Below are 19,940 nucleotides of genomic sequence, written 5' to 3' on the forward strand. Positions count from 1 at the left end.
GTATTTCTTTTGCGTCTTTTGCGCAACTTTTGCGCCCTTTGCGTCCGGTATTTGTATTTTTCTAAACACACTAAGCCCCATGCCAGACACCCATAATCTCAGCTCCCTGATCGAAGCCCTTCGCCGCTTGCCGGGCGTGGGTGCGAAATCAGCCGCGAGGATGGCGTATCACTTGATGCAGCATGATCGGGAAGGGGCGGTGCTGCTGGCTCGCTCGCTGGAGGGTGCGGTCAAAGCAGTAAAGCATTGCCAGCGCTGCCACACCTTCACTGAAAACGATATTTGCAGCACCTGCTTGGATACCGCTCGTGATCAAGCCAAGCTCTGCGTGGTGGAAACGCCGGCTGATCAGGCTGCGCTGGAGCGTACGGGCGCCTACAAAGGCTACTATTTCGTATTGATGGGCAAGATTTCGCCTCTGGATGGCGTGGGCCCAAAAGAGATAGGTGCGCAAAAGCTGATCGAGCGTGCGACGGATGGCGCTGTGCAAGAAGTCATCCTGGCTACGAATTTCACAGCAGAGGGCGAAGCCACAGCCCACATCATCGGCAACTTGCTCAAAAGCCGAGGCCTGCAAGTCACTCGCCTGTCGCGCGGTGTGCCCATTGGCAGTGAGCTCGAATACGTGGATCTTGGCACGATTGCCCATGCGCTCGAGGATCGGCGCTAGACACTGCTGTTCGATCCGTTTTGCACTCATTTTTTAAGCAAAAATGATCAATTGCCGGCATAGAATCTGCGCGAGATGCTCATAAATTCATAGCGTACAATATGATCGATATACAACATTGATTGCGCCCGGAGTCGCCCATGTCTTACCGTTTTACCGTCGCTTACTGGATTTTGCTGTTTGCCGCATTGCTGCCTATTGCCTGTGCCGGCATTGCCAAGTGGGGCATGTTCAATAAATCGCGAAAAGAAGGTGGCTTTGACAATCACAGCCCGCGCCAATGGCTTGAGCGTCAGCAGGGCTGGCGCGCGCGCGCCAATGCTGCGCAAGCCAACACATTTGAAGCTTTGCCTTTCTTCTTCGCTGCTGTGATCATTGCGCATCAGCTTGGCGCCGGGCAAACCAAGCTGGATTTGCTGTGCCTCTCCTGGCTGATGCTGCGTATTTTTTATGTGATCACCTATGTAGGCGATATGCCCACGCCGCGCACGGCGATTTGGGTGGGCGCGCTGGTTGTGAATATTTTGATTTTGTTTGCTGGGTTTCGTTAAGTAAATCTGTAATCCTCACCTCGCTGAGGGCTGTTGGAGCGGCGCTTGCGCCAAGCGCACCAATTGTATACAATTGTAAGCGTTTACAGCTAAATTGCTCCCACCGGTTTTCTCATGTCGAAATCAAGTCGCGAAAGTCAGCTTCAACGATTTGCTGCGTTGATTTCTCCGATCGCAGAGAAACTCGCAACAGTGGCTGAATCGGGCCCTAAAGCCGAAGCTGAGTCTAAAAATCAGCCAGAAGCTGCTCCAGATACCGCTCAAGCATTGGCCAGCGCGAACGACGACGGCGCAGAGCACAGTAGTTTTTTCCAGTCGCCAGGTCATATCGTCGACATTGAGCCTGAGAGTTTGCCGGGCCAATTACAAAACAGTGCTTCTCAGATACCAGCACAGCTCAAGTCCAATCCTATTTTTGAGCATTTGCGCCAGAGTATTCTTCGTGAGCGCTCGCGCGAATTTGTCAAGTTGACGCCAAGAGAGCAGGCACTGGCCAAGCTCGGTGGTGCGATTTACACGAACAGACAAAGCTTCGATAAGCGCGTTTATCACTTCTCTCAAAACAATGTGTTGATTGCCGTACTGGATCGTGCACGTCGTCGGTTTTATATGCGCCGCGAAATTGCGGACATGGATTATTCTGAGATTTATCATTTGGCACGCCCTGATACTGGCGGAGCCAACAGCACAGATTTTGATGCGATCCCTGTACTCGATGCGGTTTGGGCATATGCCCAGCACGATGCTGAAGCCATGCTTGATTTACCGCCAGAGTTCGGCGCCAGCCTGTTTCAGTTGCGTCAATTGCCAGCGATCTCACCCAATCTCATGACGGATCATCACATGCAAGTCATTCGCAAATTGCTCACGCGGCAACTACGGTTTGCCCAGCTAAGAGAGCTCATGCCGCAAATTCAAGCAAGTGTGCTGGTTTCGGATTTGGTATGTTTGTACCTGACCCGATCCTTGGTTTTAGCGAGTTGATAGACGCATTGTTTTACAGATCAGCACTTGCCAGCAGCTCGCGAAGTCGGTTAAATTTCAGTTTCACAACGTGTATTTGATTGCATAACGTACAAGAAGGACAATCAATGAGAGACATCGTTAAGCGCTTTCCTTATGCTTTTGCTGGCTTGGTATCTGGCCTGGTTTTATTTGTTTTAGCCGCAGCCCTTGATTTGGATGTATTTGAGGAGCTGGTGACCTTGATTCACAAAGGCGAAGCTCTTGAAATTGACGAATTTGTTATTCCCATCATGCTGGTGGCTTTTGGTATTTGCTGCGATTTCGTCAGCACTTCGGTAGTGATGAAAAAAGAACAAGAAAAGCTGGAGGTGTACAACAAGATGAGCAATGAGGTGATGGAGGAAATATCCAATCATCTGACCAAGCTGTTAGAGTTTCGCACGACGCTCATGAAAGATGCCCCAGACTCCAAGCACCTGCGCTACGAACTCGACAGAATAATCGTCACCAGCTTCAATCATTATGAGCAAGCGCAAAGACGAGGCAATATCGATTTGAGTTTGATGCCGCTGGTCATGTCATCGCAAAAAGTTGATAGCGCTCATGCTGGTTTGCCTGAACAATCATCGGCAACGAAGATTACTTCCGGTAAAGATTCTCAGTAATTTCCCGCTCAGCAATCGTCCCGATGTAGGAAAGCCATATTGCAGATAAATTCATCTGCATGACAAGCAAAAATAATCAGGGAAACATCAACGCGCAGCGAAGAGAGCGGCTGCTAGGCTTCGCAAAAGCGGCCGCTGCATTAGCGGTATCAGGGTTTTCGACGCAGAACTCAATAGGCAAAGGTATTGCTGCGCCCAAGCCTGAAAAGCGCAACATCACGATTGCCACAACGAACCCAGCTGCGTTGCCCTATTTACCGCTGCTGGTAGCGCAACATAAAGGCTTTTTCGCCCAGCAAGGCCTGGAGTTGCAGATCAGTGAGCAACAAAGCGCAGCGCGTGCGATCACTGCGGTTGGGGCGGGGCAGGCAGACTTGGTTTGCACTTGGCTGGAAAACGTGCTCAGTGCATCGGGTCGGGCATTGGGTATGCAAAGTTTTGTGCTGCTGGGCATCACGCCGATGATGGCTCTGGGTGTGCCTCATCGGCCAATACAAAATCAACCTGCCATCGGTTTGGCTCAGCTTCGTGGGAAAAAAATAGGCGTGGTGGCGCTCAATTCTCCAACCCATACCGTGGCACTCGCAGCAATGCGCCGAGCAGGTTTGCGCGCGAGCGATTTGGGGTTTGTCAGTGTAGGCAGCCCTGCCAGTGCACAAGCAGCGCTGCGCTCTGGGCAGATTGATGCCCTCATTCATATGGATCCACTGATGCTCCAGCAAGAGCAGCGGGGCGAGTTACACATCGTGGCCGACCTGCGCAGCCCGCCATCGGCTTACGACGTCTTAGGCATGCATCTACCCTCCAGTTGCTTGGCTGCGCCACAAGATTTTCTGCAACGCTTTCCGGGTACTGCACAGGCCTGCAGCGATGCGATGTTGCAAGCTTTGCAATGGTTGGCGCAGGCCAGCTTGCGAGATATGCTGCGCTTACAAGAAAGTTTGCCGGAGAACACACTGGGCATGGATGCGCAGAGCTTTGTGGCCAGTTTCGAGCGGCTGCGCTTGGCTTTTTCTAGCGATGGCATTTGCGCGCCCCTGCTTGCCAGCAATTTGCTGCAGGCCATGCATGATGCTGAGCCAGCTTTGCGCTTGGAAAAAATTGAGGTGTTGAAAAGCGTGAATAACACGCTGGCTTATCGCAGCCTACAAAGACTCAAGGCTTAACGCTGCTGCGTCGCCGTTTTTACGCCCACGGCATTGGCATCTACACGTCTTGCGCCATCGAAGCGCGTTTGCCAATAGCTCACACGCATGTCTTCCACACGAATCACACCGCCAGAGCGGGGTGAATGAATGAATTTGTTGTCACCCACATAGATGCCGACGTGGCTGAAGGCCGATTTGAGCGTGTTGAAAAACACCAAATCGCCCGGTTGGAGCTCTGATTTATCAATCGGCTGCGTAGCCGCCGCTTGTTCAGCAGAGCGGCGTGGCAGGACCAAGCCGACCGTTTGCTCATACATCAAGCGCACAAAGCCGCTGCAATCCAGGCCTTGCTCAAAGGAATTGCCACCACGCTTATAGGGCACACCTAGGAAACCCATAGCATTGACCACAAGCTCCGAAGCCTTGTCACTCACCACCTTGCCTGCGGCAGAGACTTGATCGCCAAGCTTGCCTATCAAACCTTTGTCTTGGAGGAAGATGGACATGTCATCGCTGCTGTTGCCATGCTGCGCAAGGGCAGGCATGGCAGTGATGCAAGCGAAAGCCGCGCACGCACCAGCCAAGCGCAACTTGGCACGGGCATAAGACGGCGTTACTGCTTTAAAGACCATGCGTGGATTATATTTGCTCAACACCTAGAAAACAAGTGAGAATATTTCTGTAAGTCTATGATTTGTTGTAAAAATCCTGAAAATCAGGCTCAAAAAAACCTATCGCTTTCCCTGAGTACCAGCCTACAATGTGCCAGCAAATCGATTTCATTGTTTCAGCTTATGCTCATTGCTCTATGAAACCCACCCTTGAAACTGCATCCACGGATCTCGTGATTCGCCAACGCGATGCACGCGGCGTGATAACACTTACCTTGAATCAGCCCGAAAACTACAACGCTCTGAGCACGCATATGATTGCTGCGCTGCAACAGGCGTTGGATGCTGTTGCCAAAGATGACGGCGCCCGAGCCGTAGTGCTCGCCGCTCAGGGCAAAGCCTTTTGCCCCGGTCACAACCTCAAAGATATGGCCGCGCATGCTGACGAAGCCTATTACCAGCAGCTCTTCAAACAATGCTCCAAGATGATGCTGAGCATCGCCAAGCTGCCTGTGCCCGTGATCGCAAGGGTGCATGGCATCGCTACAGCCGCAGGCTGCCAGCTGGCCGCTCAATGCGACTTGGCAGTTTGCTCGCCGCTGGCGCGCTTTGCCACAAGCGGCATTCACTACGGTTTGTTTTGCAGCACGCCTTCTGTACCGCTCACGCGAACCATCCTGCACAAGCATGCTATGCAGATGCTCATCACAGGTGAATTCGTTGACGCAAGCACCGCTTTGCAATTTGGCTTGGTCAACGCCGTGGCGACTGACGAATCTGAGTCTGCATTGGATGCAGAAGTTGAAAAACTCGTATCTCAAATCGTCAATAAGCCTCGTCTCGCTCTACAAATGGGCAAAGAATTGGTGCTGCGTCAGCAAGGCCTGAACTTAGAGGCTGCGTATGCGCTTGCAGGGCAAACCATGGCAGCCAACATGATGGATGCATCAGCGAAAGAGGGCGTACAAGCCTTCGTTGAGAAACGAATACCGGGCTGGAAAACCGTATGAATATGAGTCAACAGAACTATTTCAAGGCCTTGCTGGCCGATTTCAACCGCGAGGGTTTCGTGTTGGAGCTCCTTGCTCTGGTGGGCTGTTTGATAGCTGCTTGGTTTGTTGTGTGGTTGCTGCGTCGTACGCTTCATCACAACAACGAGCAGGGCGCAGATTCCGTCTTGTTTGGCCGGCGCGGCATTGATGGCATCTTGTTTCCGCTGATCAGCTTGGCGCTGGTCTATGTCTTGCGCGTCACGGTGTTTTCCACACCGGAATATGCATTGTTTCGCGTCGCGACCCTTATGCTGTGTGCGCTAGCTGCTATTCGATTGATAGCGCGCGTCGTCGCTCTGGCTTATCCGGACTCTACAGCTGGGCGACTGATCGAGCGCTTTTTCTCCTGGTTCGTATGGTTGGGTATCGTGCTCTGGCTGGCGGGCGTTTTGCCTATCGTGACGGCTGAACTCGAGGCCATCCAATTCAGCTTGGGCAAATCGAAAGTGAGCTTGCTCGGTATGTTCGAAGGCATTTTGGCCGCGCTGTTGGTGATCGTTCTCAGCCTGTGGGTTTCTGCCGCGATTGAAAAACGACTCTTGTCTGATGCAGTGGAGGATTTGTCACTGCGCAAAGTGGCTACCAATGCGATCCGCATGTTGTTGCTGATCGTTGGCTTGCTGTTTGCGCTGTCAGCGCTTGGCGTAGATCTCACCGCACTGTCCGTACTCGGCGGCGCACTCGGCGTAGGCTTAGGCTTTGGTCTGCAAAAACTTGCCTCCAACTATGTGAGCGGCTTTGTGATCTTGCTCGAGCGCAGCTTGCGCATTGGCGATAACGTGAAGATCGACGGCTTTGAAGGCCGTGTGACAGACATCAAAACCCGCTACACCATGATCCGTAGCGTGAATGGGCGGGAAGCTATTGTGCCCAATGAGAAAGTCATCACCGAACGCGTAGAAAACTTGTCGCTCAGCGACCCCAAAGTCTTGGTCGTTACGAATATCACTGTGGGCTATGACTCCGATGTGGCGCAAATTCAAAAGATTTTGTGCGATTCAGCGGCCAGCAGTGACCGCGTCTTAAAAGAGCCAGCGCCAGTCGCACACCTGGCCAACTTTGCGCTCGATGGCCTAGAGTTCAGCCTCTGCTTTTGGATCAGCGATCCTGAAAACGGCCAGCTCAATGTCAAAAGCGAAGTCCACATCGCCATCATTGCTGCGTTACGCCAAGCCAACATTGATATCCCATATCCGCAGCGAGTAGTGCGGATGCTTCAAACGCCGTAAAGATGATTGATTTCCAAGATGCTCTTTGAAATCAATCATCTTTAACTTTACATAATATACATCGTATTATTAATTCATGGCCAAAAGATATGGCTTGGGAATCACTACCACTTGCCTTTAGGCTGCTGCGCTCGGATGAAAGCGGCAATCACATCCACGGAGTCTTGTTTCTTGGCTTGTTGAGCGAAATCGATGGCGGTTAGGCCGAGTTCGTTTTTCAGGCTGACATCGGCGCCTTCTTCTAGCAAGAGTTTGACAGCGCCGGATGTGCCGTAATGCGCGGCCATCATGAGTGGCGTAGTTTTGTTGGGGCTTTCTGCATCGATGTAGGCGTGGTTTTCGAGCAGGATTTTGATGAGCTGGACATTGCCAGCGGTGGCGGCGTAATGCAAAGGCGCCCAGCCAGGTTTATTCACGTCGGCGCCTTTGTCGATCATGGCAATGGCAAGCTCTGTTTGGCCACGGAAGACGGCCATCATCAGCGGTGTTTCGCCATCGGCTGTGATGGGATTGAGGTCGATTTTTGGGGCTTTGATAAGGATTTGAGCGACCTTGGGCGACGGCTCACGTAAGGCAATAAACAGACCGTGAAAATTTTTAGGATCTCGGGTATTGGGATCAAAACCGCGTTGAAGCAGGCTTTGAACAGCATTTGCATCGTCTCGCTTGATTGCGCTGAAGAAATCTTCGTAAGCGCCAGCCCAAACCCATTGCGAAGAAAATAATCCAATAAAAACAATAATCTTTTTCAGATATTTAAAGTGAATTATCATGATTTGACTCCGCTTTATCAGGCTAAAACTCGGGGAAACAGTCTATCAAAATTCTCGCTGGTGGCGTGTGCCACGGCTTCAACGGAAATGCCTTTGAGCTGGGCGATTTGCTTTGCGACGAAGGGCACATAACTCGGATTATTCGTTTTCCCGCGATAAGGCGTAGGCGCGAGATAGGGGCTGTCTGTCTCAATCAAGCAGCGCTCCAGCGGCACATAAGCCGCCACATCGCGCAACTCTTGAGCGGCTTTGAAGGTGAGGATGCCAGAGAAGCTGATGTAGAAATCCAGATCGAGCGCGGCTTTGGCCACGGCCATGTTTTCAGTGAAGCAGTGGAAAACGCCTTTGGCCAAGGGAAGGGTATCCGCGCCCTGCTTTGTCGCATGAGCAAAGCCACCCTCTTCTTTCAAAATCGAAATCGTGTCTTCGGAGGCTGAGCGTGTGTGGATGATGAGAGGTAAGTCGGTCTGTCGCGCGGCGCGAATGTGAGTGCGAAAGCGCTCGCGTTGCCATTGCATATCAGCTACTGTGCGGCCGCCTTTGCGGCCGGCCATGTCGTAATAGTCTAGGCCCGTCTCGCCAATGGCCACAACTTTGGGGAGCTTGGAGCGCTGCACCAAATCATCTAGCGTGGGCTCGTAGATGCCTTCGTTATCTGGGTGGACACCCACGGTGCTCCAGAAATTGCTGTGTTCCGTGGCGAGGCTGTGCACTTCGGGGAATTCTTCAATCGTGGTGCAAATACACAGAGCGCGCGTCACTTGCGCGGTGGCCATGGCCTCACGAATCGCGTGCAGTTCACCTCTGAGCTCGGGGAAATTCAGATGACAATGGGAATCGGTAAACATGGGCAGATTTTAAGGCAAATCGGCATATCGCCGGCGTAGAATCTGCGCGAAGTGCTATTTAATTAATAGCATTTTGTCATCGCTAACGAAATTAAATCGTCTGCGTCGGCCGCTCAGAGCCGAGATGCGCGCCCAGAAGTTGCTCGATTTTGATTTTGAGCAACTTGGATTTTTCATCGGTGGGAAAGCGAATGCCGATGCCTTGTGTGCGGTTGCCAGCAGCTTTGGCGGGTGTGATCCAAGCGACTTTTCCTGCGACGGGATAGCGCTGGGGATCTTCAGGCAAAGTGATGAGCACATACACGTCATCGCCGAGTTTGTATTCCTTGGCCGAGGGGATGAACATGCCGCCCTCGGTGAACGATGAAATATAAGCCGCGTACAAAGCCGCTTTTTCCTTGATGGCGAGCTGGATCACGCTGGGGCGTGGCGTGGTGCCTACGCCGGGGGCGGTAGATGCTGTGGCAGGTGAACTCATACTCTAGAGTTTATACATTGTTTGGCCTGTTGCACCATATCTTCGATCAACAACTCGGGTTTGAAGGGGTGATCAATGCGGCGGGAGAGGGTTTTGAGCTGCTCTGCCCAGGCCGCCAAAGCCCTGGCAGGGGGTGGCTTGGGCAAATCTTGCGCAGCGTAAAAGCGCGGCGCGGCGCCGAGCTTGACGGCCCACAGATCGTGACAAAGCTTGTGCTGCGCATCCAGCAGTTGCGCTCCGCTCATGCCCGAGACGGCATCTACCCGACCTTTTTGCAAAGCCAAAGGCAGTGCAGCCCAGACAGAATGTGCGCCAGAAGCTATGATTTTTGCAGCATCCATGGGGCGGTTGCCGCTGGCATGAAGCGCAGTTTCTCGATCCGTGGGCGATGCACCGGGCACGTATTGGGTGAGCCAAGCCAAGGCTTGGTTGGGCGTGGGCTCGGCCAATGCGAAGGCTTGGCAGCGGCTGCGGATGGTGGGTAAGAGCTCGTGGGCGGCTTCTGTGGCGAGAACGAAACGCAGGCTGCCTTGTGGCTCTTCCAAGGTTTTGAGCAGGGCGTTGGCCGATGCAGCGTTCATGGCCTCGGCGGGATAGACCAAGATCACCTTGCCGCGCCCTCGCCCGCTGGTGAGTTCGGCAAATTGCACAGCCTCGCGCACACTCTCAATACGGATTTCTTGGGAGGCTTTGCGTTTTTTATCGTCAATGTCTTTCTGTGCTTTTTCACTCAAAGGCCAGCCCAGAGAAAGCATCAAGGTTTCCGGCATGAGCACCACCAAATCGGTGTGGCCTCGCGAATGCACTTGCTGGCAACTGGGGCACATCCCGCATGCAGGCTCACCCTGCTCTCGCCCAGGCTTCTCACACAGCCATGATTGGGCCAGCGATAAGGCCAACTCGTATTGCCCCAAGCCCGAGGGGCCGTGCAGCAACAGGGCGTGAGCAGGCAGGCTCAGCAGATGGCTGCGCTGCTCGGCCAGCCAAGCTGGCAACGTGTCTGGGTGATCGAGGGGGCCTTCGTCTTCAGTCACGTCGGTCATAAATAGCCCCGCGCTTTCACGGCTGCCATCACATCAGCGCGTACATGTTCCAAGCTCTGATGGCCATTGATGCGCACAAAGCGCTGCGGATCAGCTGCGGCCCTCGCCGCATAACCGCTGGCCACACGCTCGAAAAACGCCACATCCTGCGATTCAAACTTATCAGGCTGGCGAGCTTGCGCCAAGCGCTGAGCAGCGACTTGCGGGGGCACTTCAAACAACAGCGTCAGGTCTGGTTGTAGGATGCCATGTTTTAAGCGTATTTTTGATGCCAAATCGGCAGATAGCCGGCGTAAATCCTGCGCAGAATGCTCTAGTTTTGATAGCGTCTCCAAATCAAAGCCACGCCCTGCGCCTTGATAGGCAAAGCTCGCATCCGTGAAACGATCGCACAGCACCACATCGCCCCGTGCGAGCGCGGGCGCGATCACCTGCACGATGTGTTCGCGCCGTGCAGCAAACACCAAGAGTGCTTCAGTGAGCGCATCCATCGGCGCGTGCAAGATCAATTCGCGGAGTTTTTCAGACAGCGCCGTGCCGCCCGGTTCGCGCGTGAGCACGACTTGACGGCCAGAGCTCGCAGCCGAGCTGGATGAAGCGCCAAAGGCCTGCGCCAAAGCCTGAATGTGCGAGGATTTTCCCGCGCCATCAATGCCCTCAAAACTAATGAATACACCTGTCATAAGAAGTATTGTGGCTTATTCGCACTGCCATTTCGTTCGGGGCGATACAGATGCCACAATATTGTGGTGATGAAGCGCGGCCAGACACCAGAATTTGAATTGCCTGACGATCTGGTGATCGGTACCGGTGATGACGACGATGGCCGCATGGGCGCTGGCTCAACGCTGCCACAAGATTTGTTTCCCCTGGGCGAGCCACGCCAGCCCCATCGCAGCCCAGATGCCAGGCGAGAATATGCCGATACCCAGCCTGCTGGCTTGCCTGCTCAAACGTATGTGCGCTCTGCGGCACCAGAGGTGAAAGTCTCTGCTGCGCAAGCCATCATTGCGCCTATGCCCGCAACAGGGCGCTCGCCCAGAGACGGCCCACAACCCAAGCGCGTGTTGGTTGTGGATGACGATGCGACTGTGCGCTTGTATTTGCGCGCCCGTCTCATGCTACGCGGGCATTTGCAGCTGCTTGAAGCTGCCAACGGTGAGCAGGCTTTGGAGTTGGTGATGTCACAGCGATTTGATGCGGTGTTGCTGGATATCGATATGGGTGCGCAAAACGGCTATGAAGTTTGTCGAGCCATACGCACGCACACACGCCAGATGGGAAGCAAACAGCCTCGTATCTACATCATCACCAGCCGCTCTGGCGTGATCGACAAAATGCGCGCCAAGATGGCGGGCGCAGATGCTTTTCTCTCTAAGCCTCCACATCCCGGAGAGCTCTCAGAACTGCTGGCGCAACTTTAGTGTCATGGCTTTGTCTCTTGCGCACCATACAGTTGCGCAAGAGAGCGGAGAAAAACGTGATATTTATCACTATTCCTGATTCCAAAGCTATGATTCACACATGATGCAACGTGTCTTCGTTCGTGTGGTGGGATTCAGCAGTGTTGAGCGCCATGCGCTCAACACGGCGTTTCGCCTGTCGCAAGATCGCTTGTCTGCTCGCGAATGGAGCTATGAGCCTTGGGCTTCAAACTCACCCACCGCGCCTCGATTGGCATTGATCGATGGTGCCAGCCCCGATGCGAGTGAAGCTTTGGCGGAGCTGGAAGCCCTTGGCGGCATTGGGATCGTTTGGGTGGGCTCGATTTCTCCAGCCAAAGCCTGGCGCTCTTTTCAGCGTCCTGTTTCTTGGCCGCAGTTGTTGTCTTGTATGGATGAGTATTTCACGCCAGGCGCAGATCGGGTTGATCTTGATTTCGGTCACGATACCTGGCCTTCCGTGCTCGAATCGACGGGGGCGCACATGTTTCCTGAGCATCATTTGCGCCGCGTATTGCTGGCCGATGCAGACAGCGATTCGCGCTTGTATTTGCGCACCAAACTCTCTTCTTTCGGAATCACGCACATCGACGAGGCCGAAAATGTGCTGGAGGCCAAAGATTATTTGTCGCCTGAGCGCCTGCAGCGTATGGGCTATGACATGGTGGTGGTTGACTTGGATTTGCCCGGCGGTGACCCGTGGACCGTGTTGGCGCAAGCTGGTAGCCCGCGCCTGAAACTCCTCACACAACACCGTATGAGCTTCACCACGCGGATGAGTGCCAGGGTCAATGGGTGCACCGCGCTTGGTAAACCGCTGGATCCTTCAAGACTCAACGAGCTTTTGGCTAAAATTCAGTAAGAAAACAGCCGTTTGGCGGCGCAAATCCTGCGCAGAATGCTCATCATTTTATAGCAAACGATCTTCCCGAATGTCATGAGTCAAGATGCTTCCCATCATCTTCAGCAGCTGCTTTTGGCGGCTGGCCGCGGTGATCACGCAAGCTTTGCCAAGGTCTATCAGCTCACCAGTGCGCATCTGTATGGCGTGGCACTGCGTATGTTGGGGCATGAACACGCAGCGGATGATGCCTTGCAGGAGGCTTATGTGAGCATTTGGAAGAATGCTTCGCAATACAAAGCCATGGTGGATGGCCAAGCGCTGTCTCCCATGACGTGGCTGATCGCCATTGTGCGCAACAAAGCACTGGATGCGCTGCGCAAACAAACCCGCCTGCGGGAAGATGAATTTATTTCAGAAGGCGATGAATTTGATCGCGCGCCTACGCGCTTGGCTGAAACTGCCCCGAGTGCTTTGGATGAACTCAGCACGGCTTTTGAGGGCTTGCACATCGATGCTTGTATGAAGGCTTTAAGTGCCCCGCAGCGGCAAGCTTTGGCGCTGTGTTACTACCAAGGTCTGACGCATTCGGAAGCCTCTGAGCAAATGGGCTCACCGATGGGTAGCGTCAAAGCTTGGGTGCGCCGGGGCTTGGACAAGCTCAAAGATTGCTTGGCGCGCGCTGGTGTAACGGATGCCAACGGAGCGAGCGCATGAGATACAGCTCGCCCCAACTCATTGACCGCTTGGCTGCCGAATACGCCTTGGGTACGCTGCAGGGTGGCGCGCGCCGCCGCTTTGTGCGGCTGCTCGCAGATCGCGCCGATGTACGCATGGCGGTTGCCACATGGGAAGCACGGCTTGCGCCACTGGCAAACAGCGTTTCCCCAGTGCAGCCCAAAGCTCAGGTTTGGAAAGCCATTGCTGCGCAAACCCAGCCCAGCGCTGTGCAACAACAAGCATCTGGCTGGTCATGGCTGCGCCCCGCGAGTTGGGGTTTGGGTGGTATTGCTGCGGGTGTTGCGCTCAGCGCAGCAGCTCTGTTCACCGCGCCCACCCTCTTCTTCACAGCTGACCAAATCGCCATGCGCTCGGGCGAGAAGCTGCCGCAAAGCTATGTGGGCGTTTTAACTGACACGCAAGGCAATGGCCGCCTCTTGGTCAGCTCTCTGCGCCATGGCAAAACCGTCACGCTCAAAGTGATTGGTCAAGGCCATTTAGGTTCGGCTGCGACGCCATTGCAACTGTGGGCGTTGCCGCCAGCAGATGTCAACGGTGGCAAAGCTTTCCTGCTGGCCCAAGTCCCTGTTCAAGGCAGCAGCATCGCCATGCTGCCAGACACCTCAGAAAAGCTCTTGTCCAAGGTGAGCAAGCTTGCCGTCACGCAAGCCAATGCTGCACAGCCTGGTTTGCCCGGTGAAGTGGTGCTGACGGGTCAATGCGCGAAGCTATGGTGAACACTGCACACCATGAAAATCGTGGTTTTTTAGGCCGATAGCCGGCGCAGAATCTGCGTAAGCAGCTATCAAAATAATAGCGAATCTAGACGGCTAGATCTGTAGAAAAAGCGGCCACTGCTGCATCGCAGGCGGTGGTGAATACACGCGTGGCGTGCTCAAGTGTGGGAATATCGCCTTCATTGATCTGCATGCGCAGATACACCTTGCCGCGCAGCACCATCAGCACGCGGGGCACACCAGGCTCGCTGCTTGGCCATGTGAGCAATTGCCCAGCCAGCTCGGAAGTGATCCACTGGGCGGCATTGCTTTTCTCATCAGCAAGAATGGCATAACGATCTAAAAACACCTGCCCTAGCTCTTCCCAACCCACCTCTTCATACATGGACAGCCAGCGCATCTCCTCGGGCAAGTGCGGATCCACCTGTGTTTGCAATGTGTCGGTGTAAAGGGAGAATGCGCGCTTGTCTAGCTCGTTTTTGAGCTCACGCGACATCACCATCACTGCGACATCGTCGCGCACACCCATTTCGCCGCGCGCCCGCAGCTCAATGCCATGGATGAAATCGCGTGAAGGTTTGCCCTGCTCTAGTTTCCAAGGCTTGCCATTGATCTTGCCATCCACGCTGTAGCCTTTGCCGCTGAGATGGGTGTAAGACAAGCCTTGCATGCTCGCCCATTCAGACACCTTGTTCAACTGCGAGCCATTGCCTTGCCCAGCTAAATAGGACGACGGTGAGCGCGTCACCGCGGACTCATCGGCTTTTCCTTTACCCAAACCGAGCGCGTTTCTGAGAGACTTGAACATAGCTTAAGCAATTATTATTAAAACGGCATTATCTAAGCAGTTGATGAAAGCAACAACCATCATTTAGATGAGCTTAGTGCCAACAGCACAATCCCCAATACCACGGTGGCCGCGCCCACAAGCTGCATCACGCTCATACTTTGGCCAAGCAGGCTCCAGCCGAGGATGAGCGCGGCCACGGGTTCAATGTTGGAAGCAGGGGCATTGCGCGCCATATCTAGGCGCGGCATCAGAGCAAAGAAGAAAGAAAAAGCGCTGCCATAGCATAGCGTGAGGCCAGCCAAGCCTGCCCAGCCGATCCAATCGCTGGGCCAATGCAAGCTGCGGCTGAGCCACTGGCCTGCCCCCTCGCCTGCGCCGCCTGCGAGCACGATCATGCTCAGAGCGCCAAGCATGAGTGTCACCAAACCCATCGTCCAAAAGCTGCGCACTGCGCCTGTGAGCGCTTTGAGCTTGAATTCCGTCACGCGCAGCGCGACAGCAAACACGCTGGCCGCGCCAAAACCAAAGCCTACGCCTGCCCAGAAAGTTGCACTACCCGCACCGGGCTTGGCCAGCTGGCCGGGCAAATCCAAAGCGAGTGCCAAGCCAGTGATGATCAGTGCAATCAGGCCCGCCGTGCGCGCACTCGGGCGCGGGCCACCGAGCAACCAATTGAGCAAAGTAAACAGCGCTGGAAATAGATTGAAGACCAAAAGCGCCAGCGCCACAGGAATGCGCGCCACAGCGGAATACAGCAGCAGACTTTGCAAGGCGATCAAAGCGCCGAGTGCCCACACCCAGCGCTTGGGCACTTGATAAGCGGCCAGTTGCAGCGGCGCTTTCAACCAAAGCACCACGCCGAGCAAAATCAAAGCTGTGATTCCTGAGCGCACGAGCACCGCTGTGACCAAGCCTGTGCCATGATCAAACGCGAAACGCGCGGCGATATGGTTGGATGCAAATACCAAGCCCAGCAAGAGCAAGATGCCGATGGAGACGAGCCGAGGGAAAGCTTGCGGTGCTGTCATGCCAGCAAAGCCTGCACAGCTTGCAAGAGCGCGGGCGGCAGCTCGGTCGGCCTGCGGGTTTCGCGGTTCACATACACATGCACGAAATGGCCTTTCGCAGCGCACATTTCTTCATCATCAGCAAACAAACCCACCTCATAGCGCACACTGCTTTTACCAATATGTGCCACGCGGATGCCTGCTGTGACTTTTTGCGGGAAAGCGATCGGCGCGAAGTAATGGCATTGCGTCTCCACCACGAGGCCAATTGAAGCACCCGCATGAATATCTAAAGCGCCCTGCGCGATCAAATGGCCATTCACCGCGGTGTCAAACCACGAGTAATAAACGACGTTATTCACATGCCCATACACATCGTTATCCATCCAGCGGGTGGTGATGGACATAAAGGCGCGGTAGGCGATGCGGGGTTCGGGGCTGGGGCGAATGTTGCTCATAGCTCGAAAAGAAAAAGCCCACAGAACAGCTCAGGGGCTTAAAAATCTGGAGCGGGTGAAGGGGATCGAACCCTCGTATCGAGCTTGGGAAGCTAGCGTTCTACCATTGAACTACACCCGCATGAGTGTTAGTTTAGCGCTTAAATCCAGTGCTTAAAAATCATCCGATGAGCCATAGCCCGGCGCTAAATTCTCAAACTTCGTGATCGGTTTCAAGAAGGCGAGCTTGCAAGTGCCCGTGGGGCCATTACGCTGCTTGGCGATGATGATCTCGGCCACACCGGGTTCTTTGCTGTCTTTGTTGTAGTAATCATCGCGGTAGATGAACATGATCACATCGGCATCCTGCTCGATCGCGCCAGATTCACGCAAATCGCTCATCATGGGGCGTTTATCTGTGCGCTGCTCCACACCGCGATTGAGCTGGGAGAGCGCGATAACGGGGCATTGCAGTTCTTTGGCCAGCATCTTCAGGCCGCGAGAGATTTCGCCCAGCTCGGTGGCGCGGTTATCGCCATCGCTGCCTCGGCTGCCGGTCATGAGCTGCAAATAATCCACCACGATCAGGCCAAGCTTGCCGCCCATTTGGCGCGCCAAGCGGCGTGCATTGGCGCGCAACTCAGAAGGTGTGAGGCCGGGCGTTTCGTCGATGTGGAGCGACACATTGCGCAGCTTCTCAATCGCTTCGACCAAACGCGGCCATTCGTCATCATTCAACTTACCCGTACGCAAATGGCCTTGGTCAATCCGCCCAATCGAGCCAACGATACGTACGGCAAGCTGCGATGCGCCCATCTCCATCGAGAACACGGCAACAGGCAAGCCTTCGTTCAAAGCAACGTGTTCGGCAATGTTGATAGCGAGCGATGTTTTACCCATCGACGGACGCGCCGCAAGCACAATCAAATCACCCGCCTGCATGCCCGAAGTCATGCGGTCAAAATCATAAAAACCTGTGGGCACGCCCGTGATGTCGTTTGGATTCTTCGACATCTCTTCCACGCGCTCAATCAGCTGCGTGACCAAGCTTTCCATCGAATGAAAGCCTTGCTTCAGGCGAGAGCCCTCTTCGCCAATCGCAAAAATCTTGCGCTCGGCTTCATCCAAAATCTCGGCGACTGCTCTGCCCTGCGTGCTGAAAGCGCTGCTGGAAATTTCATCGCTCGCGCCCACGAGCTTGCGCAGGATCGAGCGCTCGCGCACGATCTCGGCGTAGCGGCGGATATTGCCTGCACTGGGCACGTATTGCGCGAGTTGGTTGAGATAAATCAGCCCACCAATCTCTTCCGCTTTACCCTCAGATTGCAAGCGCTCAAACACCGTGATCACATCGGCCGGCTTGCTGCCATTGATCAGATAGGCAATCGCGCCATAGACCAAGCGATGCTCGTAGCGATAAAAATCCGTGTCGATCAGCAAATCACCCACGCGATCCCAAGCGCCGTTATCGAGCAGCAGGCCGCCGAGCACGCTCGACTCGGCCTCCACGCTATGCGGTGGCACGCGCAGCTGCGCGATCAGCGCATCTTGCGAAAAATCAGGTGCAGGAGCTGCGGAATATTCAGACGATGCAGCAAAATCATCGTCGGTCAAAATCATTTCTTCAGACATGCCGCCATTGTGATGCAGCTTTGCAAACGCCCTGTGGATAAGTCTGTGCAAAAGCAGTGAAGCTTTGTGTATAAATTAGAAATCGAAGCTGGTTTGCTGCTCTGACTCAACGGCCGCGATTGCCGCTGACGTAACAGAGGCTTTGCGTCGCCTTTGCACACCTTCCCGTGCTGGATTGCGCGAGCCATGTTTGTCGTAGACCTTGGCCGCGGTCTCCCGGATGCCGGGGCGGTTTTTCCAGTCGTAGATTTTTTCTTTGGCTTCCCGCGTGGCGCTTTGTAGCTCAACGATAGGCGCAGGGTAATCCGGTGGCGGATTGAAACAGGCCCAAGGCTCGTGAATGAAAGCCGCTTCCACGCCGCGCAGCTCTGGCACCCAGCGGCGGATGAAATGGCCAGCGGGATCTTGATCTTGGCTTTGCTTGACGGGGTTATAAATCCGCACGGTGTTGATACCCGTCACGCCGCTTTGCATTTGGCATTGGCTCCAGTGGATGCCGGGCTCGTAATCGGTAAAGAGCCGCGCCAGATGTAGCCCGCTATGCCGCCAATGCAGCCAGAGCTGGTAGCTAGCAAAGCTCATCATCATCGCGCGCATGCGGAAATTGAGCCAGCCGGTGGCGATCAGGCTGCGCATGCAAGCGTCGATGAAGGGGTAGCCGGTGTGCCCAGTTGCCCAAGCATTGAATCGGAGAGATTCTTCTTCAGTCAACTCACCTTCATTGCGCATGCCCGTGAAGCCGCGATGCACATTGCGCCATTCGATCTCTGGCTCGCTCTCCAGCTTTTGAATGAAATGGCAATGCCAATGCAGTCGGCCTTCAAAGCTCTTGAGCGATTGCAAATAGCCGCTGGGCCGCTCACCGACCAGCATGGCATGGAGTTGTTGGCGGCGTGCCCAAGTGGCATACACCGCTTCTTTGATTGAGAGCGTGCCCCAAGCCAGATGCGGCGAAATACGCGAGCAGCTTTGTGCTCCGCCCAAGGGATTCGACATTTCCGAGCGGTAATACTGGCCTCGCTCCGTTAAGAATGAAAACAATTCTTCTTCAGCCAAAGAGCGGCCACCGCGCTGGATATGCTGAGAGACTTCACCTGTGACTTCCAAATCCTGCGCGTTGACCTCTCCGCAGTTTTGCAATGCAGTTGGCATCAGCTTCATCCAAGGCACACCTTGTGGTGTTGGCAATGGCTCTGATTCCATCCGAGTCGTCCAATGCGCGCTCCACTTGTTACGCCCGCCACCATGCGAGAGCAAGCGCCGCACCACAGCATTGGAAGGCTGTTGATGCCAAGCCACGCCTTGCGCGCGACACCAGCGCATGACAGCCTGATCTCGCGCATAGCTCCAGCCATTACCCGTCTCTTCATGGCTGTGCAGCTCAAATATGCCAAAGGCCTCTTTTAAACGACTCAGCACATCCACCATCTCGGCTTGCAAACGCAGCAACTGCCCGCCCTGCTCTGCAATTTGATGACTCAGCTCGCGCAAGCAATCATTGGCAAACTGCAGATGCCGCGCGCCCATATCGCTCTGCCTCCACATCTGCGGCTCATACACCCAAATCGCCAGCACCTTCGCGCCACGCTCGCGTGCCTGCGCCACCGCTCTCGCCAGTGGCGCGTGATCCGATAAACGCAGATCTTTTTTAAACCAAACGACTTGAAGCACAGTGAAACAATTCTTGATCAAACAGTTGTCAGATTTTCGATCAAGCAACGACAAACGAGCCTCATCAACACACAAAGCCCCGGAGACTTTCATGACATTCAAGATTTACGCCACCCTTTGCCTGGCCAGCATCAGCTTCCTCAGCGGCTGCGCGTCCAGCACCTCAGCCCCAGCATCGGCTTCACCCGAAGGCCTGATCACCCTCGCCAGCCCGCGCACTGCCAAAGAGACGATGGACAAACTCGAAGCCAGTGTGAAAGAAAAAGGCTTCGCTGTGGTCGCTCGTGTCGATCATGCCGCCGCTGCCACGCGCGCGGGCAAAACCCTGCGCCCTACCGAACTGCTCATCTTCGGCAACCCCGCAGGCGGCACGCCGCTGATGGAATGCGCGCAAACCTCTGGTATTGATCTCCCGCTCAAGGCTCTTGTGTGGAGCGACACAGCAGGAAAAGTCATGCTCAGCTACAACGACCCCAGCTATCTGGCCAAACGCCACAACAGCCCTGATTGTGCAGCTGCGGGCAACATGGGCAAGGCGCTGGAGGGCATCATGAAGGCCGTTGTTGCGCCTTGATGATTAATATCGATTGCTATTTATTTAATAGCACTTTGCACAGATTCTATGCCGT

At 54.6% G+C, this 19,940-nt stretch carries 23 protein-coding genes and 1 tRNA gene; 12 read left to right on the forward strand and 12 right to left on the reverse strand.

All coding sequences use genetic code 11. The features are described 5' to 3' along the window. Positions 1–79 precede the first annotated feature (79 nt). The 5 genes from recR to KIH26_RS07110 all read left to right on the forward strand — a co-directional run bounded on the left by recR (position 80) and on the right by KIH26_RS07110 (position 4,018). Positions 80–670, forward strand: coding sequence for a recombination mediator RecR (gene recR / locus KIH26_RS07090; protein ID WP_213443702.1), 591 nt, complete (start codon positions 80–82; stop codon positions 668–670). Between the two features lie 140 nt (positions 671–810). Continuing rightward, positions 811–1,221: an MAPEG family protein gene (locus tag KIH26_RS07095; protein WP_213443703.1), complete on the forward strand. Its 411-nt coding sequence runs from the start codon at positions 811–813 to the stop codon at positions 1,219–1,221. A gap of 159 nt (positions 1,222–1,380) precedes the next feature. Then, a complete protein-coding gene (locus KIH26_RS07100; protein WP_213443704.1) occupies positions 1,381–2,205 on the forward strand; it encodes a hypothetical protein in 825 nt (274 codons plus the stop codon). Between the two features lie 107 nt (positions 2,206–2,312). Further along, complete coding sequence (locus KIH26_RS07105; RefSeq protein ID WP_213443705.1) at positions 2,313–2,852, forward strand: hypothetical protein; 540 nt, start codon at positions 2,313–2,315, stop codon at positions 2,850–2,852. Positions 2,853–2,911: 59 nt separating this feature from the next. Continuing rightward, the gene (locus tag KIH26_RS07110) at positions 2,912–4,018 is read left to right on the forward strand and encodes an ABC transporter substrate-binding protein (protein WP_213443707.1); all 1,107 of its coding nucleotides are present in this window, start codon (positions 2,912–2,914) and stop codon (positions 4,016–4,018) included. Here the strand turns inward: KIH26_RS07110 and KIH26_RS07115 are convergent. Continuing rightward, positions 4,015–4,506 (reverse strand): C40 family peptidase, encoded by a 492-nt coding sequence (locus tag KIH26_RS07115; protein ID WP_213444762.1) that lies wholly within the window; start codon positions 4,504–4,506, stop codon positions 4,015–4,017. The genes KIH26_RS07110 and KIH26_RS07115 overlap by 4 nt on opposite strands. Positions 4,507–4,808: 302 nt before the next feature. On the opposite strand from KIH26_RS07115, the gene KIH26_RS07120 reads away from it, so the two are divergent. Together KIH26_RS07120 and KIH26_RS07125 are read left to right on the forward strand one after the other, a co-directional pair. Continuing rightward, positions 4,809–5,621, forward strand: a complete 813-nt coding sequence (locus KIH26_RS07120) for an enoyl-CoA hydratase (RefSeq protein ID WP_213443708.1) — start codon at positions 4,809–4,811, stop codon at positions 5,619–5,621. After that, entirely contained in the window at positions 5,618–6,892 is a 1,275-nt protein-coding gene (locus tag KIH26_RS07125; protein ID WP_503005081.1) for a mechanosensitive ion channel family protein, read from the forward strand. The genes KIH26_RS07120 and KIH26_RS07125 overlap by 4 nt, the downstream gene beginning before the upstream one ends. Before the next feature lie 104 nt (positions 6,893–6,996). Here KIH26_RS07125 and KIH26_RS07130 read toward each other — a convergent pair whose 3' ends face one another. The 5 genes from KIH26_RS07130 to tmk form a co-directional block, all read right to left on the reverse strand. Further along, on the reverse strand, positions 6,997–7,665 hold the full coding sequence (locus KIH26_RS07130) for an ankyrin repeat domain-containing protein (RefSeq protein ID WP_213443710.1): 669 nt from the start codon (positions 7,663–7,665) through the stop codon (positions 6,997–6,999). Positions 7,666–7,682: 17 nt separating this feature from the next. Beyond that, entirely contained in the window at positions 7,683–8,513 is an 831-nt protein-coding gene (locus tag KIH26_RS07135; protein WP_213443711.1) for a TatD family hydrolase, read from the reverse strand. A gap of 91 nt (positions 8,514–8,604) precedes the next feature. Beyond that, the gene (locus tag KIH26_RS07140; protein WP_213443714.1) at positions 8,605–8,991 is read right to left on the reverse strand and encodes a PilZ domain-containing protein; all 387 of its coding nucleotides are present in this window, start codon (positions 8,989–8,991) and stop codon (positions 8,605–8,607) included. Further along, positions 8,988–10,034 (reverse strand): DNA polymerase III delta subunit-related protein, encoded by a 1,047-nt coding sequence (locus KIH26_RS07145; protein ID WP_213443715.1) that lies wholly within the window; start codon positions 10,032–10,034, stop codon positions 8,988–8,990. The genes KIH26_RS07140 and KIH26_RS07145 overlap by 4 nt, the downstream gene beginning before the upstream one ends. Beyond that, positions 10,031–10,717 carry a dTMP kinase gene (tmk, locus tag KIH26_RS07150; protein ID WP_213443717.1) on the reverse strand — a complete coding sequence of 229 codons (687 nt, stop codon included), beginning with the start codon at positions 10,715–10,717 and terminating at the stop codon, positions 10,031–10,033. The genes KIH26_RS07145 and tmk overlap by 4 nt, the downstream gene beginning before the upstream one ends. Before the next feature lie 69 nt (positions 10,718–10,786). Here tmk and KIH26_RS07155 point away from each other — a divergent pair, with 69 nt between their 5' ends. The 4 genes from KIH26_RS07155 (at position 10,787) to KIH26_RS07170 (ending at position 13,774) form a co-directional block, all read left to right on the forward strand. Next, positions 10,787–11,458, forward strand: coding sequence for a response regulator (locus KIH26_RS07155; RefSeq protein WP_213443718.1), 672 nt, complete (start codon positions 10,787–10,789; stop codon positions 11,456–11,458). A 100-nt stretch (positions 11,459–11,558) separates the two neighbouring features. Then, the gene (locus tag KIH26_RS07160) at positions 11,559–12,338 is read left to right on the forward strand and encodes a response regulator (protein ID WP_213443719.1); all 780 of its coding nucleotides are present in this window, start codon (positions 11,559–11,561) and stop codon (positions 12,336–12,338) included. Between the two features lie 75 nt (positions 12,339–12,413). Continuing rightward, positions 12,414–13,034, forward strand: a complete 621-nt coding sequence (locus KIH26_RS07165; protein ID WP_213443720.1) for an RNA polymerase sigma factor — start codon at positions 12,414–12,416, stop codon at positions 13,032–13,034. Next, a complete protein-coding gene (locus KIH26_RS07170) occupies positions 13,031–13,774 on the forward strand; it encodes an anti-sigma factor (RefSeq protein ID WP_213443721.1) in 744 nt (247 codons plus the stop codon). The genes KIH26_RS07165 and KIH26_RS07170 overlap by 4 nt, the downstream gene beginning before the upstream one ends. An 85-nt stretch (positions 13,775–13,859) precedes the next feature. On the opposite strand, the gene KIH26_RS07175 is transcribed toward KIH26_RS07170, so the two are convergent. The 6 genes from KIH26_RS07175 to KIH26_RS07200 form a co-directional block, all read right to left on the reverse strand. After that, positions 13,860–14,582: a hypothetical protein gene (locus tag KIH26_RS07175; protein ID WP_249660993.1), complete on the reverse strand. Its 723-nt coding sequence runs from the start codon at positions 14,580–14,582 to the stop codon at positions 13,860–13,862. Positions 14,583–14,641: 59 nt separating this feature from the next. After that, complete coding sequence (locus KIH26_RS07180) at positions 14,642–15,592, reverse strand: DMT family transporter (protein ID WP_213443722.1); 951 nt, start codon at positions 15,590–15,592, stop codon at positions 14,642–14,644. Then, the gene (locus tag KIH26_RS07185) at positions 15,589–16,029 is read right to left on the reverse strand and encodes an acyl-CoA thioesterase (protein WP_213443724.1); all 441 of its coding nucleotides are present in this window, start codon (positions 16,027–16,029) and stop codon (positions 15,589–15,591) included. Before KIH26_RS07185 ends, KIH26_RS07180 begins: the two co-directional genes overlap by 4 nt. 47 nt (positions 16,030–16,076) lie before the next feature. Further along, a tRNA-Gly gene (locus tag KIH26_RS07190) sits at positions 16,077–16,150 on the reverse strand. A gap of 32 nt (positions 16,151–16,182) precedes the next feature. Further along, positions 16,183–17,640 (reverse strand): replicative DNA helicase, encoded by a 1,458-nt coding sequence (gene dnaB, locus KIH26_RS07195; RefSeq protein ID WP_249660995.1) that lies wholly within the window; start codon positions 17,638–17,640, stop codon positions 16,183–16,185. 75 nt (positions 17,641–17,715) lie between these two features. Further along, entirely contained in the window at positions 17,716–19,311 is a 1,596-nt protein-coding gene (locus tag KIH26_RS07200; RefSeq protein WP_213443725.1) for a cryptochrome/deoxyribodipyrimidine photo-lyase family protein, read from the reverse strand. Positions 19,312–19,402: 91 nt separating this feature from the next. Here KIH26_RS07200 and KIH26_RS07205 point away from each other — a divergent pair, with 91 nt between their 5' ends. Next, complete coding sequence (locus KIH26_RS07205) at positions 19,403–19,885, forward strand: DUF302 domain-containing protein (protein WP_213443726.1); 483 nt, start codon at positions 19,403–19,405, stop codon at positions 19,883–19,885. Positions 19,886–19,940 lie beyond the last annotated feature (55 nt).

The organism is Variovorax sp. PCZ-1, from assembly GCF_018413605.1.
Classification (GTDB): Bacteria; Pseudomonadota; Gammaproteobacteria; order Burkholderiales; family Burkholderiaceae_C; genus JANMDU01.

Bases quoted from the DNA above. Each gene is read 5' to 3' on its own strand.
- recR (WP_213443702.1), top strand. From the start codon at position 80: ATGCCAGACACCCATAATCTCAGCTCCCTGATCGAAGCCCTTCGCCGC.
- KIH26_RS07095 (WP_213443703.1), top strand. From the start codon at position 811: ATGTCTTACCGTTTTACCGTCGCTTACTGGATTTTGCTGTTTGCCGCA.
- KIH26_RS07105 (WP_213443705.1), top strand. From the start codon at position 2,313: ATGAGAGACATCGTTAAGCGCTTTCCTTATGCTTTTGCTGGCTTGGTA.
- KIH26_RS07110 (WP_213443707.1), top strand. From the start codon at position 2,912: ATGACAAGCAAAAATAATCAGGGAAACATCAACGCGCAGCGAAGAGAG.
- KIH26_RS07115 (WP_213444762.1), bottom strand. From the start codon at position 4,506: ATGTCCATCTTCCTCCAAGACAAAGGTTTGATAGGCAAGCTTGGCGAT.
- KIH26_RS07120 (WP_213443708.1), top strand. From the start codon at position 4,809: ATGAAACCCACCCTTGAAACTGCATCCACGGATCTCGTGATTCGCCAA.
- KIH26_RS07125 (WP_503005081.1), top strand. From the start codon at position 5,618: ATGAATATGAGTCAACAGAACTATTTCAAGGCCTTGCTGGCCGATTTC.
- KIH26_RS07130 (WP_213443710.1), bottom strand. From the start codon at position 7,665: ATGATAATTCACTTTAAATATCTGAAAAAGATTATTGTTTTTATTGGA.
- KIH26_RS07135 (WP_213443711.1), bottom strand. From the start codon at position 8,513: ATGTTTACCGATTCCCATTGTCATCTGAATTTCCCCGAGCTCAGAGGT.
- KIH26_RS07140 (WP_213443714.1), bottom strand. From the start codon at position 8,991: ATGAGTTCACCTGCCACAGCATCTACCGCCCCCGGCGTAGGCACCACG.
- KIH26_RS07145 (WP_213443715.1), bottom strand. From the start codon at position 10,034: ATGACCGACGTGACTGAAGACGAAGGCCCCCTCGATCACCCAGACACG.
- tmk (WP_213443717.1), bottom strand. From the start codon at position 10,717: ATGACAGGTGTATTCATTAGTTTTGAGGGCATTGATGGCGCGGGAAAA.
- KIH26_RS07155 (WP_213443718.1), top strand. From the start codon at position 10,787: ATGAAGCGCGGCCAGACACCAGAATTTGAATTGCCTGACGATCTGGTG.
- KIH26_RS07160 (WP_213443719.1), top strand. From the start codon at position 11,559: ATGATGCAACGTGTCTTCGTTCGTGTGGTGGGATTCAGCAGTGTTGAG.
- KIH26_RS07165 (WP_213443720.1), top strand. From the start codon at position 12,414: ATGAGTCAAGATGCTTCCCATCATCTTCAGCAGCTGCTTTTGGCGGCT.
- KIH26_RS07170 (WP_213443721.1), top strand. From the start codon at position 13,031: ATGAGATACAGCTCGCCCCAACTCATTGACCGCTTGGCTGCCGAATAC.
- KIH26_RS07175 (WP_249660993.1), bottom strand. From the start codon at position 14,582: ATGTTCAAGTCTCTCAGAAACGCGCTCGGTTTGGGTAAAGGAAAAGCC.
- KIH26_RS07180 (WP_213443722.1), bottom strand. From the start codon at position 15,592: ATGACAGCACCGCAAGCTTTCCCTCGGCTCGTCTCCATCGGCATCTTG.
- KIH26_RS07185 (WP_213443724.1), bottom strand. From the start codon at position 16,029: ATGAGCAACATTCGCCCCAGCCCCGAACCCCGCATCGCCTACCGCGCC.
- dnaB (WP_249660995.1), bottom strand. From the start codon at position 17,640: ATGTCTGAAGAAATGATTTTGACCGACGATGATTTTGCTGCATCGTCT.
- KIH26_RS07205 (WP_213443726.1), top strand. From the start codon at position 19,403: ATGACATTCAAGATTTACGCCACCCTTTGCCTGGCCAGCATCAGCTTC.